At 60.6% G+C, this 13,509-nt stretch carries 13 protein-coding genes and 4 pseudogenes; 12 read left to right on the forward strand and 5 right to left on the reverse strand.

What is annotated here, in order from left to right; genetic code table 11:
• The first annotated feature begins 161 nt into the window (after positions 1–161).
• Together ACTGJ9_RS36895 and ACTGJ9_RS36900 are read left to right on the forward strand one after the other, a co-directional pair.
• Positions 162–361: pseudogene (locus ACTGJ9_RS36895) on the forward strand (hypothetical protein).
• A gap of 16 nt (positions 362–377) precedes the next feature.
• Positions 378–797, forward strand: coding sequence for a hypothetical protein (locus ACTGJ9_RS36900; protein WP_456675031.1), 420 nt, complete (start codon positions 378–380; stop codon positions 795–797).
• A gap of 221 nt (positions 798–1,018) precedes the next feature.
• Here the strand turns inward: ACTGJ9_RS36900 and ACTGJ9_RS36905 are convergent, their stop codons facing one another.
• The gene (locus tag ACTGJ9_RS36905; RefSeq protein WP_456675032.1) at positions 1,019–1,750 is read right to left on the reverse strand and encodes an alpha/beta hydrolase; all 732 of its coding nucleotides are present in this window, start codon (positions 1,748–1,750) and stop codon (positions 1,019–1,021) included.
• A 252-nt stretch (positions 1,751–2,002) separates the two neighbouring features.
• Here ACTGJ9_RS36905 and ACTGJ9_RS36910 point away from each other — a divergent pair, with 252 nt between their 5' ends.
• Entirely contained in the window at positions 2,003–2,485 is a 483-nt protein-coding gene (locus ACTGJ9_RS36910; RefSeq protein ID WP_456675033.1) for a cupin domain-containing protein, read from the forward strand.
• A 184-nt stretch (positions 2,486–2,669) separates the two neighbouring features.
• On the opposite strand, the gene ACTGJ9_RS36915 is transcribed toward ACTGJ9_RS36910, so the two are convergent.
• Both ACTGJ9_RS36915 and ACTGJ9_RS36920 read right to left on the reverse strand, forming a co-directional pair.
• Positions 2,670–4,115, reverse strand: a complete 1,446-nt coding sequence (locus tag ACTGJ9_RS36915; protein WP_456678745.1) for a DUF5939 domain-containing protein — start codon at positions 4,113–4,115, stop codon at positions 2,670–2,672.
• An 85-nt stretch (positions 4,116–4,200) separates the two neighbouring features.
• Positions 4,201–5,262 (reverse strand): transporter substrate-binding protein, encoded by a 1,062-nt coding sequence (locus ACTGJ9_RS36920; RefSeq protein WP_456675034.1) that lies wholly within the window; start codon positions 5,260–5,262, stop codon positions 4,201–4,203.
• A 733-nt stretch (positions 5,263–5,995) separates the two neighbouring features.
• On the opposite strand from ACTGJ9_RS36920, the gene ACTGJ9_RS36925 reads away from it, so the two are divergent.
• From ACTGJ9_RS36925 to ACTGJ9_RS36945, 5 genes and pseudogenes are all read left to right on the forward strand, one after another.
• Positions 5,996–6,178 (forward strand): DUF3606 domain-containing protein, encoded by a 183-nt coding sequence (locus tag ACTGJ9_RS36925; protein WP_456675035.1) that lies wholly within the window; start codon positions 5,996–5,998, stop codon positions 6,176–6,178.
• A 254-nt stretch (positions 6,179–6,432) separates the two neighbouring features.
• Positions 6,433–7,038: a hypothetical protein gene (locus ACTGJ9_RS36930; protein ID WP_456675036.1), complete on the forward strand. Its 606-nt coding sequence runs from the start codon at positions 6,433–6,435 to the stop codon at positions 7,036–7,038.
• A gap of 520 nt (positions 7,039–7,558) precedes the next feature.
• Positions 7,559–8,383 carry an IS5 family transposase gene (locus ACTGJ9_RS36935; RefSeq protein ID WP_456675037.1) on the forward strand — a complete coding sequence of 275 codons (825 nt, stop codon included), beginning with the start codon at positions 7,559–7,561 and terminating at the stop codon, positions 8,381–8,383.
• A gap of 216 nt (positions 8,384–8,599) precedes the next feature.
• Positions 8,600–8,839, forward strand: a pseudogene (locus tag ACTGJ9_RS36940) (IS21 family transposase); the annotation flags it as partial.
• A 214-nt stretch (positions 8,840–9,053) separates the two neighbouring features.
• Complete coding sequence (locus ACTGJ9_RS36945; protein ID WP_456675038.1) at positions 9,054–9,326, forward strand: hypothetical protein; 273 nt, start codon at positions 9,054–9,056, stop codon at positions 9,324–9,326.
• Between the two features lie 332 nt (positions 9,327–9,658).
• Here ACTGJ9_RS36945 and ACTGJ9_RS36950 read toward each other — a convergent pair.
• Positions 9,659–10,132: pseudogene (locus ACTGJ9_RS36950) on the reverse strand (transposase); the annotation flags it as partial.
• Positions 10,133–10,319: 187 nt separating this feature from the next.
• Between ACTGJ9_RS36950 and ACTGJ9_RS36955 the strand changes: the two are divergent.
• Positions 10,320–10,712: pseudogene (locus ACTGJ9_RS36955) on the forward strand (transposase); the annotation flags it as partial.
• A 1,218-nt stretch (positions 10,713–11,930) separates the two neighbouring features.
• Here ACTGJ9_RS36955 and ACTGJ9_RS36960 read toward each other — a convergent pair.
• Positions 11,931–12,071 carry a P27 family phage terminase small subunit gene (locus ACTGJ9_RS36960; RefSeq protein ID WP_456675039.1) on the reverse strand — a complete coding sequence of 47 codons (141 nt, stop codon included), beginning with the start codon at positions 12,069–12,071 and terminating at the stop codon, positions 11,931–11,933.
• 133 nt (positions 12,072–12,204) lie between these two features.
• On the opposite strand from ACTGJ9_RS36960, the gene ACTGJ9_RS36965 reads away from it, so the two are divergent.
• The 3 genes from ACTGJ9_RS36965 (at position 12,205) to ACTGJ9_RS36975 (ending at position 13,330) form a co-directional block, all read left to right on the forward strand.
• Positions 12,205–12,426 carry a hypothetical protein gene (locus ACTGJ9_RS36965; RefSeq protein WP_456675040.1) on the forward strand — a complete coding sequence of 74 codons (222 nt, stop codon included), beginning with the start codon at positions 12,205–12,207 and terminating at the stop codon, positions 12,424–12,426.
• 226 nt (positions 12,427–12,652) lie between these two features.
• Entirely contained in the window at positions 12,653–12,931 is a 279-nt protein-coding gene (locus ACTGJ9_RS36970; RefSeq protein ID WP_456675041.1) for a hypothetical protein, read from the forward strand.
• A gap of 168 nt (positions 12,932–13,099) precedes the next feature.
• Complete coding sequence (locus ACTGJ9_RS36975) at positions 13,100–13,330, forward strand: hypothetical protein (RefSeq protein WP_456675042.1); 231 nt, start codon at positions 13,100–13,102, stop codon at positions 13,328–13,330.
• Positions 13,331–13,509: the final 179 nt, after the last annotated feature.

Below are 13,509 nucleotides of genomic sequence, written 5' to 3' on the forward strand. Positions count from 1 at the left end.
TCGACGAAAGCAGGCGACGGATCGGCGGCGCATCGTCGCGGCCGAATGCTGCCAGGCCGCACTCTGCTCTTGCCAAGCGTCGGCTGGAAGGTAAGAATTCGCGAGATTCTACAGCACTTGATTTTGACGTCGTGAGCTAATTTTTCCGATGGGGGTCTCCCATGTTCGATCCTGCGACGACCACGCTTTGCGCGCGGTGCTGGACGAGGTCTGCGAAAGCGTTTCCCGGACCGAAACCGGCACCCGTACCCAAGTCGCCTCGAAAATTCTGGAAGCCGTGACCAGGGGCGCCACGTCTCCGGACCAGCTCAGGCAGATCGGACGTCAGGCTCTGTCCGAAGCACCGACCATGTGGCGATAGGCGGACGAGGGCGAGGGTGAACTTCCAGGTCACGGTGCTGAAGATCCTGGTGAGCTATCCCGACGGCTTTGCCCCGATGGCCGACCTCAAGCGTGACATGGCAATCCTGGCGACCAGCGGCCGCGAATGGGCGGAGCGGACCAAGCGCCTCGCCACGCGGGTGCCTGATCTCGACATCTTTTCACACCGGCTGGTCGAACGGATCAGTGGCGGGTGGCAGATCACGGCAAAAGGACGGGCGGTGCTCGAGTTCATGGAAGCCCGCCCCGCCGCCGCTCCCGAACCGATCCAAGCGCCCTTGGTCGAGGAGACTACCGCTGCCACTCCAACGCAGGTTCCTCCGCTGCGACAGCCAGTCGATCGAGCCAAACGGCGGCGCGAACGCCGCGAGCGGCGGCGCGAGGCGCGCGAACGAGCGCGGGCGAACGCCTCCTGAAGTGTCCTACAGAGCCGGCACAGCGCGAAAAGAAGATGACGGAAGCCGAACCCGCGCCATATCGCCGGCGACGACCGCTCCGCCGGCCCGCACCGCGCCCAGCACCCCGCATTCGAATGGGAGGCCCGTTTCCGCCGACGAGAGCGCCTGCCGTTTCAAGCCGACCTGGAAGCGGTCGATGAGGACGAATCGATCTCACGCGGCTTTCAGTAACAACTCGCTCATGCGGTCTGGTGCATCGAGCATGGCCATGTGCCCAATGTCCGGCAATTCGAACGTGGCCCACGACTTGTCGCTCTTGCAGTCAGCCAGTGCCTTGTCGAAGGGCGGCTGTGGAAATTTCGGAAGGCGGATGTATGTCTTCTTCGCCACCTTTTGGAGCGCCCCGGAAAGCTTGATCTGCTGAAGATAAGTGCCGAGCGGATGTGGAGTAACCTTGGACTCGGCGAACGCCCGATCGCGTTCGGCAACAACACTGGCGGATAATGCGCCGATCCACGCACGCCTGGGTCGCCCTTGTCGATGGCCGCTTGTATGCCTTTGCGAACCGGCTCGGCTGCGAAGTCGGCCACCCTTTGTCCATCCGTCGGAATGAAGGCATCAAGCCATACAACCGATGAGACGCGATCGCCGATGTTTTCAAGTGCGCCCGAGCCTACAAAGCCCGCATAGGACCACGCCACAAGACAGACGTTCTCGAGACTTTCCCATTTGATCAGGTTGACGACATCGGCGATGTGGGTGTCCAGATTGACGTCCTTGCTCAGCAAATGCGAGCGATCGGCCAAACCCGTGAGTGACTGAGCGAACACGTTGTGGCCGCCCTGTTCCAGCCGGTCAGTGACCCGGCGCCATATCCAGCCGCCGCAAAAAGCCCCGCTGACAAAGACGATGGTCTTTCGCGCCGATTGGGCGCGGGCGGCGCCGATCACGCCGGATGCCGCCGTTGCCATCAGACCGCATGCTGCAGCGCTGCGAAGCACACGGCGGCGCGTCACGTGAATTCTTGCCACGACACGTCTCCCCTATCGTCAGGCAATTCACCACTATTAGTTGCTGATCATAGAGAGTTGCCGCCAAAGCGGCAAGGCGGTCTATCGCGGCGGGCCGGAGAGGAAGGCCGAGAGACGTCGGCAATGATCCATGGCCGACGAATACCACTTATGGTAGAGTACCGGCGCCGGCTATTTCAAACGGAGGGCGAGATGCCTTTGTTCAAAAGCGGGATGGGTCTTTTGGCCATACTTGTTGCGAGCGGCTTTTGCGCGGCGCTGGCGGCGGGTAGTTCACTTGAATATGACCGTGTGACGCCGACCGACATGAAGTGGAGCCCGCTGGCTTCCATGCCGAAGGGGACGCAATCGACGGTGCTCCACGGTCATCCGGGCAAGCCCGGCCTGTACACCGTTCGGCTCAAGATACCGGCGAATTCCAAAATGCCCGTGCATTCTCACCCTGACGAACGCGTTCGCGTGATCATTTCGGGGACCTATTATTCGGCACTCGGAGACAGGGTCGATGCATCGAAACTCCTGAGCTTTCCACCCGGGACGTATTCGCACGTGCCGCCGAAGGTTTGGCAATTCGCGGAAACGAAGGATGAAGACGTGATATTCGAGATTACCGGAATCGGACCGACGGGCATCGACTACCTGAATGCTGAGGATGATCCACGACAACAAAAGTAGTGGTCAGGTTCATTTCCGCTGATGGTCCTTTGAGAGCTTCCGATGAGCACCGAAGATGTCCCCTCATCGGGGCTGGCCGGAAGTGATCCGCGGCAGACTCAAGACGCGATTGCCCCCATAGCGGACGATTTCGGCTGTCGTGGAGGAACCGCCGGTCTTCGCCTTGCGGCAGCACGGCGGTCGTTTATGTCTGCGTCGGCGTGATTGCTATGCGATGGACTTCCATCTTTTGACCGACGCCCTTCAGGTTCTCGTATTTGCGCGACACCGAGTGTGAATTGACGAGGTCGCCGACGCCCGGCGCCTCGATCACGGTTGCACTGATGCAAACTTCGTTTACATCGGCAAGACCTTGCACGCGTGCGGCGATATTCACGTCCTGTCCGAAATAGTCGATCCGGTCATTGAGCGTCACCGCAATCGCCCGACCTTTATGAACACCGACCTTGAGGCCTAGCGGCCGCGAAGCGGTCCGGTTGAATTGCGACAGTTCTTCGATCATCTCGATGGAGGCGCAAACCGCGTCCTGGGGACGCTCGAACCCGGCCATGACCGCGTCGCCAATCGTCTTAATAATGGTGCCGGATCTCTCCCTGATGATCCTGTTCAAGATCTCGAAGTGTTGTCGAACCAAAAAATACGCGTTCACGTCTCCAACGCTTTCGTACAGCGGCGTCGACTGCTTCAGGTCGGTGAACAGGAACGTCATATCTGAGACATTGATGCTCTCGCCCTCATCCACCAGCTGCGCCTTGTAGAGTTCGCGGAAGCTCGGGGTGAGCAGCAACCGCTTGCCGGACAGAAACGGTTCATATTCGACCAGATGGGGTTCGAAGCCTGGGGGATACTGGACGAACCAGAAGCGACCGCGATCGCCAGTGCGGTTCTCGATCCGGATGGTGTGCTTGCCTGGGTTGAGATCGGCCGTCTGCCGGAACGAAAAACGTCCGTCGCCGAGGACCATGTCTCTCGGTGCCGTGGGGCGGTCCGGTAGCAGAAAGCGGCCGGACTCGAGCTGGACTAGCGTCTCTTGCCGTTCTGCCGGCTCCCCGCCCGCGAAGAAGACCAGAAGAAGTTTGTGGCAGAGGTCCAGCACCTCGAAACGGCCAGCTGTGACATCGAAGTCGAAGCTGCGGTGCTCTTGGGCATTGATATCGGCGAATCCGCGTGAGAGCGCAGCCACGAGCTGCTGGTGCGTCATCCCGTGCGGAGCGATGAAACCTTTGGAAAAGCTGTAGCGCAGGTAGAAATCATCGACAGTCAGCATTTCAGGATGGCGAAATATGATGTCGCGCACGCCGCCCGAGACCGTGAAGGTGACCTGAATGTAGTCGTCCAGCGATGCATCGTTGACCGCGTTGCAGAACGCACATTGAAAGCGTGGATGGACCTGGTCGAGCTCGCGAAAGCTGCCCGCGACCTGCGGGCAATAGGCGCAGATGAGCAGCCAGTCCATCTCGAACAGGCCCACCTTGGCGGTGTGCACGAACAGCTCTATCGCGTTCGCATCGGACAGGCCGACACGGCGGCCGTATTCGATGGGGTTGACGCGAAAGAGATCATAGTCGTCGGCGGTACGTATGAAGCGTTCGAGATCGAGAGGACGTTCGGCTCCCAGCTTCTTGCCGATCCGAGTGCGCCGAGGCGCTGGCTCAGGAGACTCTCGTTGACCGGAGACGGGACACTCATCTCACGCTCCCTAACTGATAGGCTGACTACGCGATCGGTCTCCGGCCGGACTCCGCGATGGACGGCACCATCGCCTCGTCCGGCGCGATAGCCCCCAGGTTCTCGACGATCTCGAAACAGCCGTTCTTCGCCTGGGCGATGTACATGTTCAAGCGGACGTGGTGCTGGCCGGGAACCATTTCCGCCGGACCGCCCGGCCCCTCCGCGATCCTTGCGTGATCGAGCGCCGCGATGACGTCCTCTTGGCGGAGCGAGCCGGCCTCGTTCACGGCCGCCGCCCAGAGCTGATCCCACGATAGAGGCCGGAGCAGCCGCTGCCGCCGGTAAACTGCTCTCCGTCTGGATAGCGCTTGTCGTACGCACTGAGCAGCGTCTTGCTGAAGGGATCGCTGACGTTCTGGTAGAAGTCGAGGCAGCCGTAGAGGCCTTCCACATGCGGCGCGGGCAGCAGGCCGAGCAGGTTCTCGTCGAAGTAGGTGCAGATCAGTTGCCCGCCGCGGCTCTGAAAACCGGAAGAAGGGCACGACCCCAGGCGGAACGATGGTGTTGAACACCACTTCCGCGCCGCTGGCCATGATCCTCCCAACTGTCGCGTCGTACTCCATGTGATCGAGGGGATAGTATTCCTCGTCGACAATGCTGCCGCCATTGGCGGTGACGAGCTGGCGGACCCTTTCGTTCATCACGCGCGGCCAGATGTAGTCTGCGGACGGCAGGTAGAATGTCTTGGCACCGGTCTTGCGCATCAGCCAGGGAATGAGCGGGTCGAGCTGCTGCGCCGGCACCGGGCCGGTGCAGAAGATCAGCGGGTCGCATTCCTGCCCTTCGTATTGTTCGGGGTAGATGTAGAGCGTCCTGCCCTTTACGACGGCGGGGCCCTTGATGGCTTGCCGGGTGGAGCTGTAGATGCCGCCGAAGATCACATCCACCTTGTCCTGCGAAACAAGCTTGGCCGCCTTGGCTTCCGCGACGGCGTCGGTCGTTGCGCCGTCCTCGAGATAGAGCTCGATCTTCCGTCCCAGCAGGCCGCCATTGGCGTTGATCTCGGCAACCACCATCCTTGCCACGTTGGCGTTGGCGCGGCCCATGAACGAAAGTGCTCCGGTCTCTTCCGCAATCATGCCGACTTTGCTGGACGCTTGTGTCATAGCAGACACCTCTCATGAGCTGTGTGCCCACATGGCGCGTTTCGGGCCCAAAAATGTCGTCCGCTCGTCGAGAAGCGGTATCGGCAACCCACATCGCCGGCACGCAAGAGCGCAGCGCATTGAACAGTGATCAATTCAGTCGCAACGGCAAGCACGATAAAAAAGTCGGTGCGTCGAGCTGCCCGTGCGGGCACTCAATTCCATATTCTGCGACAACGCGCCCAATGTATCCTCGATACCGCCTTGCATGCAAGCAAGCAAAGCGTGCGCCGGAACGATTTGCCGCGAGAACAGTCTTGAACACTTTCCCGCTGCTGGATCGAGAGTGGCAACTGATCGGCCGGTCCAGGCAAGCCCGCGATTGTGCGGGAAAGCGCTAATCGAGATCATGACCCGCGACCTTCGCGCGCGTATCCGGCCACGAACGACATGTTGGCCCAATTCGGACCTCGGGGCGGTGTCCGCCAAAGTGCCGATCTCGGAGGAAGAGCGGACCCGAAGTGCAGCACGCTTTAGGCGACTAGACGCACCCGTCGAACGTGACGGCGAGATGCAGGCCAGCCCATTCGTCACGGTTGCCGCGGGCGGCGTTGCGCAGGGGATGGAGGGATCGTTGCGGAGCCTACGAATCCCTTCAGCGTTGCACCGCCATCAATTCGTACAGGAGGAGCCGATGGTAGCAGCGAAGAAGACCGCGCGTGGACGCAAACAGGACCGCGCGCGCGTGGCTAAAGGCCAGGACCACGAAGTGCGATACGAAGCCAAGAAGTCCGGCCGCTCAGTCTCGGCGGTGAAGAAGGCCGTGAAGAAGGTCGGCAATAGCCGCAAGCGTGTCGAGAAGCGTCTCGCGCGCTAAGCGGAAACGGCCGAGTAGGCTTGTCAGACACGAACGGGTGAATGCGGTCAGCGTCTGCAGGCGCGGTTCGATGTCGCGAAGATAGATCTCGGTCCGAAGAAATGCGAGTTCGCCGTCGCGCGCGGCCTCCGAGACGTCGACGTACCGGCCTTGGGCCCGCCGTTGCTACCGTCGCTCCAGCGGCTGCCGAGCGCGCCGCCCGAACACCGGTCGAACTATGGCTCGTTAACGGTGTGGTTGTACGTTGGGGCACTATGCAATACACGGACGGTTCATTTGCCGATGTGAAGTCCATCAGTCAGCAGGCCATGTGCCGGTACTGGGCACGCACGGCCGGCGATCTGCCCTTTCCTTCGCTGGATCAGTTCAGGCCGGAAGCGCGGTTGCATGACCCGAAACAACTTGTCATCTGGAGCGTCGAGCGCCGGCCAGACGGCCACACATTTCGAGCGCTTTACCAAGGCGCCAGCGTAGGAGAGGTCTTCAATTCGAGCTGGGCCGGGAAATCGATGGATGAGGTTTTGCCACCGGCCTTGAAGGAGTTCGGTCTAGCCGCCGCCGAACAATGCGTATCCAGCGGCTGCGCCATCTACAGCGTATTTTCGACCCACAACAGCGGCGGTCATACGATCGATTGCGAGCGTTTGCTCCTGCCTTTGGGACGGGCCGGCCGCGTCGAGCAATTGGTGGGGTCGCTTCAACTGATCAGCCGGATCGTTCAACCGCGAGACCGTCATCCGGTATTTCGAATGGAAGACGGACGTATCCTGCGCATTCCGCATCTCCGCTTCAGCCGGCCGCCGCGGTCACGTCGCATGAAAGCGGGAAGCGGCTCGATCTCCTTAACCTTGCGCACCTAAAGAGTCGGCGGATGGGGCGGGGCTTGGCCGGACGGCTCGACAGCAGCCACGTACGGTGCCGCCCTCGGATTGCTATGGTCCCACCGGTGCGTGATCGTTTACGATCTGCAACTATGTTTGCATCCATGGATCTCCAGTACGACTCCGAGCGCGATGCCGTCGCGGCAATGAAGCTTGCCGCCGAAGCCGATGGTCAGAACGGTAGAGACGGATCACCGCCGCGCCGGCGCAGTCGGAGCCCACTCGCCTACGCGCGGCTGCCGAGGACAACCCGCCGGAAGGGTGACTTACGCGGCAGCTCGTTACCCGTGCAGCCTCCCCCACCTCCTTCCAAGCCGTTAGGATCGCGTTCAGGGAAACGCGATGCCGCACCCACTCACGGCATCAAATCCTCACTGGTGAGGCCAGAACCATAGGCTGGCACGCAAGCTTCGTCCTGAGACCCTGACCGAAAAAGAAAGTTGAGTGATTCCAGCCGGTTGTGATTCCTTGTGTTTGCGAAGACTCAAGGGAGCACAACATGAGTTGGACTGAAACCACCCGACAGCAATATCGGCGCGACGGACTGCGTTATGCAAGCGACATGACGGACGCGGAATGGAAGTTGATCGAGCCGTTGCTACCTGCACGATCGCGGCGCGGCCGGCCGCGCAAGATCAGCCTGCGGGTGATTGTGAATGCAATCCTCTACGTTGGAGCCAGAGGCTGCCAATGGCGAGCGCTGCCGAAGGACTTTCCGCCATACTCGACGGTTCAGCATTATTTTTACAAGTGGCGCGGTTCTGGCTTATGGCGCACGGTCAACGACGCGCTGGTCCGACGAGTGCGCGAGCGACAAGGACGCAAGCCTGTTCCAACAGCTGGCGTCATCGACAGCCAGAGTGTGAAAACCACGGAAAGTGGCGGTCCAAGCGGGTTTGACATGGCGAAGCGGATCAAGGGACGCAAGCGTCATATCGTCACTGATACCGAGGGCTCCTTGCTGGCTGTGCAGGTGCATGCCGCCAATGTTCAAGACAATCATGGTGCAGTCCCGCTGTTGCGGATCATCGGCCGTCTATTCCCCACCCTGCGCCACATCTTCGCCGATCGTGTCTACCGTGGCCCAAAGCTGCTCGATGCGATCGCTGATCTTGGCCAATGGACGATTGAAATCGTCACCCGCTCGCAAAGCGTTGGAACGTTCAAAGCCGAGCCTCGACGTTGGGTCATCGAGCGCACGTTTGCCTGGTTCGGCCGCAACCGACGGCTCGCCAAAGACTTCGAGGCAACCATCGCCAGCGCGGAAGCTTGGGTCTTGATCGCCAGTATCCGCCTGCTCTCCCGCCGTTTGGCCAGAACCTGAGATACCAATGACTTATTTTGAGTCGGACTCTGAGGAGGCGTCCGTCGGCGGCTCTCCTTGCCGCTGCGGGAAGGGGGCCGCGCTCGATTGCGGGCGCACTGCGTGTCATTCGGCTTGCAATATTGCCCCCTAAGCCGGGGGATCGGCGTCCAAAATTGACCCCCAATAGGTTGGTCTGTTGCGCTGCCTGCTTCGTAACAAAGCAGGTGGTGGAGGATGCTGATCGTGGAGACGATTGCGCGGATACGGCGCGAGCACTTCATCAAGGGCAAGACCATCAAGGAGATCGCCCGCGACCTGAAGGTGTCGCGGAACACGGTTCGGAAGGTGCTGAGGTCGGGAGAGACCTCCTTCGAGTACGAGCGGCAGGTGCAGCCACGGCCAAAGCTGGGGCGCTGGGCGTCAGAGCTTGAGGGGCTGCTGGCGGCGAACGCGGCTAGGTGCAACCGAAGACGCGGATTAAGCTTGATGTCGCCGCGGAAAGTTAAATCTGGAACAGACGCAGGTCGCGCGGTCCGGCGGAAACTTTCGGGGCAGCCTCAAGATCGGCGACTGTTACCTTCCGCTTCCAAACCCAAAGGCTCCTCGACATTCAGCGCAGTGCGATTACCCTCTCAAGTTGCACGGAGATGTTTCTTTGGTCTGATCAACCAAGATGGGAGTACTAGCGATGCCCCATAGACGCGGCTCCAACTTTTTGACTGCCGTAACAGGAGTGTCCCTTCTGATTTTGGGAATAGTCATTTTTACTACTCACGCTATCGATATAAGAGCTAATCGCGTCATCGTTAACGGCGGCGCGTGCATTCTCTTTGGATTGGTTCTTCTGTGGTGGACCTATGGTGAAGGCAGCGAGTGGGGGATCGGCTTCGAAGCAGTTACCATGACAGTCGCAGTCGTGACGGCGGTCATCGCAATTTTGGCGCTAAACGCCGCCCCGTGAGCCCTCCGCAATCTGTTGGCAATCGCGTTGCCCGTTCACGAAAAGCGCGGGGGATTTCCATTGGCCTAGCTTCGGCTCGGGTTAGTCGCGTTGAATGGTCCGAAGCGGCTTGCCGCTCTTGGCGGCGGTGTCCTGCGCAATGAGGCAAACGTCCCGGCCGGAGACCTAGCCCGCATTTCTCACACGACCGATTGCTCAGCGACGGAGGATAGGAGGATTTGGCAAGGCAACGGGGAGCCGTGGCGCTGAAGGCGCAGCCGGCGATTTGGTTTTGAATGTCTCCGTTGGGCCTGTGGTGATGCCGCCGATTGAGCGCGTCGCAGCGTCGCGTGTCAGGCCGGCGAGGCGCGAGCCTTGGCGGCTTCGGCCAGGCGACGAGCCGCATGTCCCCACGGCTGAGCGGCTGGGCAGGCCGAGGCCATGGCGATCCTGATGCGGCGGACGCTGATGCGCACCAGTGCGCCGATCTTGAGGAGCTTGAGGCGGATGGTGCCGCAGGTGGCGTCCGCAAAGGTGGTTTCGGCAAGGCCGATGCGCCGCAGGGCACAGATCAGCACATAGGCCATCGAGGCGAACCACAGCCGCAGCTGGTTGGCGCGCATGGTGGCGGCCGAGGTGCGGTCGGCGTAGAGATCGAGCTGGCACTCCTTGATGCGGTTCTCCATGTCGCCGCGGGCGCAGTAGATGTCCTCATAGAGCTGCCGCACGCCCGCCGCGCTGCGCTTGAGCGAGGTGACGACGAAGCGCGGATTGGCCTCGCCTTGGATCGTGGTCGAGTAGCTCAGCCATTTGGCTTTCGCCCTCACAGATCCGGGCTGGCGGCTTTCCCGCACCCGGCTCTTCCCGAGGGTAACCCGCGTCATATCCGCGCCTGCGCCCAATTGCGAGTGATGCGTGGAACGGGCAGACGGAAGCGTGCCGTCAGGGTCTCGAACTCCGACCAGCCCATGCGCCGACTTTTCTGACTGCGCCGTCTCAGACAGCGCAGCCAAGTGGCGCAGGGACATGTGGTGCATCCCCGATGTCGACGGCGAATACGTCGCCCGCATGGAGGACGTGCTCGACCTCTACGCCGAGGCGCCGGATCCCACCCGGCCGCTGGTCTGCTTCGACGAGACCCCCGTCCAACTCATCGGCGAGGTGCGTCAGCCGATTCCAGCCCAGCCGGGACAGCGGGAGCGCTACGATTACGAGTACCGCCGCAACGGCACCGTCAATCTCTTCGTTACCTTCGACCCGCATCGAGGCTGGCGCAACGTCAAGGTCACCGACCGCCGCGCCGCCGTGGACTATGCCCACTGCATGCGTGAACTCGTCGACATCCATTATCCCGGCGCCGCCTGTATCCGTGTCGTGCAGGACAATTTGTCGATCCACAAACCTGGGGAACCGGAACGGAGCTCTTCCCAGCGGGTTGAACCAGCTCACAGGTTGGAGAAGTGTCAATGTTGAAGCTGAAATTTCTGGTCGCCGCTGCGGCGCTCGCGACCTTGGTAGCCAGCCCGGCAAGTGCGCGGGTGGTCCATCGCGGGCATTACTATAGTCACCACCACTACAATCGCGGCGTCGGGCCAGTAGGCGCTGCGGCTGGGATCGCCGGATTGGCCATCGGAACGGCCGGCGCTATTGCGACCGCTCCTTCCGAGACTCCTATGGCTACGATCGCCCTTACGGCTACGGTTACGAGCGGCGCGGGTATTACGGACCCGGCGACGAATGGTAGGCAAAGGGCGGCCCGCTGTGGCCGCCTTTCTTCTCCGCGGGCAGCGCAGGCGCCACGGCGAGCGCGTTCCGGCTGGTGCGATGAAGGAGCCACCTGTAAATTTCCGGTCCAGCGTGAAGCACCTCTACCTGAATTTGGGGCGCGGATTTTTTCTAACCTGAGTTAGTTTTTCCGATCCCCTGGGTCGACTACCCCATCTTTTCAGCGAGTAGAGCAAGGGGTGGGCCGCGTGGTTCAACAACGACTAGAGGATGGGGCTTGGCAAGTTGCTGCTGAGGTGTATCGCGTGAATTTGTATAGCCGGTTAACTGGACGAACAGCCTCGGGAGGCGCTGTATCCGACGAACAGCTAGCTAGGGCGATCCGTGAAAGCTTCACTCAAACGAGCGACGCCGCTTATCGAGAAATGGTTGAGTTGGCGACCGACGCAGCACTCGCGGCTTACGATCGGGTGGTATCACGCAACATGAATCAAGCGCGCGCTCGACGAGCGAACTGAAGGACGCTCTCGTCACCGCCCGATCGGACCGCGATAGCCGCGATCACGACAATCACCCACCCAATGGCGTTGGTCCGCCGAGGGTTGTTCAATTCCGGGCTAGACATCCACCGACCCCGAGACACCTCCTAGCGCTCCTGCCGTGAATTGCTCCGGTTGGTCAGACCTCCGATGCAGCCTTCGAGAGGGGCTTCAAAAAGGCGGCCTCAGGCGACAACAGACCTGAGGCCGAAGATGACCTTCCCCAATAGCCACAGGCCTATACACGAAACTAAGCCCGGGGCCTTTACCGAACGGTTCGCGGATCAGGCAGTTCCGTGGTCTGCCAGAGGCCCGCCAGCGTGAACCGGGGGATGCTCCTAGGCTGACTTCGGCGCGTTGTTCAAAATGACGATGGCCCCCGGATGCGGCCGATCGCGATGCAGTAGCTTTCGAGGCTGCCCAGATCTGCAATGGTGAGAATGCGGCGCTTGGCGAGCTCCGGCATGACGCGGCGCCATTCGGCGTTCGCAGCTTTGCCCATCCAGGACGGCGGTTTCGTCGCAGGTCGAGTGCAGCGGCAATTTCTGGTTTCCGGCCTCTCATTGGCTAAGACCATGGAGGGGCTTGCGTAATATCGGCGCGGAACTAACATTTCCCAGCGCTGAGGAGACGCGATGGCGAAGAAGATTGTTTCTGCGACCGATTTGGCTTGGATTGTGCTTGAAGAATTGATGAAGGAAGGTGTCAGACCGCAAGGGCTGGGTATCATTCCCGACCGCAACAGTTGGAGCGTCGTCATTGAGACGAGAGGTCGGAAAAACTTGCAGAAAGGTGATTTGAAGCGAATTGCGGCCGTCGAAAAGAGACTTCGATCCATTTACGGTTTGGCGAACTAGCATCGATCGACCCTCGCGAATTTGCCGAAGCGCTGGCGTGAGGCCTTGGCATAGGCTTCCGCCGCCGCCTCTTTGGTGGTGAACGTGCCGAGGCTTAGCGCGCGATCGTTGACGTAAATGGATGCCCGATAGTGGCCGTTCGGAGGTTGGCGAGCGCCTTTAGTTCCAAGTTTGTTGCGGGCCTTAGTGCCGTGCGACACCTGCCTCGGTGACGCCAAGCGGAGATTTGCCCAGCGAAGATTCCGTCTCCAAAGGCCGACTTCATCACCGTCAACCAGACTATGCCGGTCGCCCGACGTATTCCGGTGCTCAATTGAACAGCATGCAACAAGAATTCGAGAACCTCCACGCCGGTCGTCTGATAGGTGCGCGCGACGTAGGTGTTTGCTCCGCGACCTACGAAATTGCGGACGCATTCCCGGCAAACGCTGATGCCGCGCTCACCCTTCAAATGAAGATCACCTACCTGGGCAGCACGGAAACTGGCGGGAAGTTATATCCGTGACGCGGAAGCTCAACTGAGGTCATGAGCCGACCCGCTCGCAGGTAACATCCACCTTGCTCAACCAAGCCGGCGGCCTGCTACCGACGATAGCGTTGGCGCCTGGCTGTTACTCCGGCTTGCGGCCTTCCATGGTATTCTGTCCGTAGGACGGCCGATTCGGAGGACTGATTGACCAAGATCATGAAGACTCGCAAAGAACTTGCCGCCATGATCGTCGAACGGGTTAACCGGGAGACGCCGGAGAAGATTGAGGGCGTCGACATTGTGCCGGTCCATAATCCCGTTGTGAATTGGACAATCGGATTGATCTGGCCGCCCGTCGCAAGAAACGGCGTTACAGAAGCCATCGTTGTGCATGTTGTCGCGGAGCTTTGTCGCGACTTCGATATAGTTGAATAGCTTCACGGGCCAACCCGCTCGCATTTAATGTCCATGCCAACGCGGCGGCCGATCTCGCTGATACCGATGATTTCGCATTCCCTAAAGGCAGAGGATTAATTTTTTAGGCGGGCGCTTCAGATAGTGTGGAGTCTTCGTCGGCGCGAAGGCCACGGTATGGAGAACCCTCCGGTGGACTC

The sequence above is a fragment of the Bradyrhizobium sp. RDM12 genome (assembly GCF_051917485.1).
In the GTDB taxonomy this organism is placed as follows: domain Bacteria; phylum Pseudomonadota; class Alphaproteobacteria; order Rhizobiales; family Xanthobacteraceae; genus Bradyrhizobium.

Bases quoted from the DNA above. Each gene is read 5' to 3' on its own strand.
- ACTGJ9_RS36935 (WP_456675037.1), top strand. From the start codon at position 7,559: ATGAGTTGGACTGAAACCACCCGACAGCAATATCGGCGCGACGGACTG.
- ACTGJ9_RS36920 (WP_456675034.1), bottom strand. From the start codon at position 5,262: ATGGGCCGCGCCAACGCCAACGTGGCAAGGATGGTGGTTGCCGAGATC.
- ACTGJ9_RS36905 (WP_456675032.1), bottom strand. From the start codon at position 1,750: ATGGCAACGGCGGCATCCGGCGTGATCGGCGCCGCCCGCGCCCAATCG.
- ACTGJ9_RS36965 (WP_456675040.1), top strand. From the start codon at position 12,205: ATGGCGAAGAAGATTGTTTCTGCGACCGATTTGGCTTGGATTGTGCTT.
- ACTGJ9_RS36945 (WP_456675038.1), top strand. From the start codon at position 9,054: ATGCCCCATAGACGCGGCTCCAACTTTTTGACTGCCGTAACAGGAGTG.
- ACTGJ9_RS36910 (WP_456675033.1), top strand. From the start codon at position 2,003: ATGCCTTTGTTCAAAAGCGGGATGGGTCTTTTGGCCATACTTGTTGCG.
- ACTGJ9_RS36960 (WP_456675039.1), bottom strand. From the start codon at position 12,071: ATGGGCAAAGCTGCGAACGCCGAATGGCGCCGCGTCATGCCGGAGCTC.
- ACTGJ9_RS36925 (WP_456675035.1), top strand. From the start codon at position 5,996: ATGGTAGCAGCGAAGAAGACCGCGCGTGGACGCAAACAGGACCGCGCG.
- ACTGJ9_RS36930 (WP_456675036.1), top strand. From the start codon at position 6,433: ATGCAATACACGGACGGTTCATTTGCCGATGTGAAGTCCATCAGTCAG.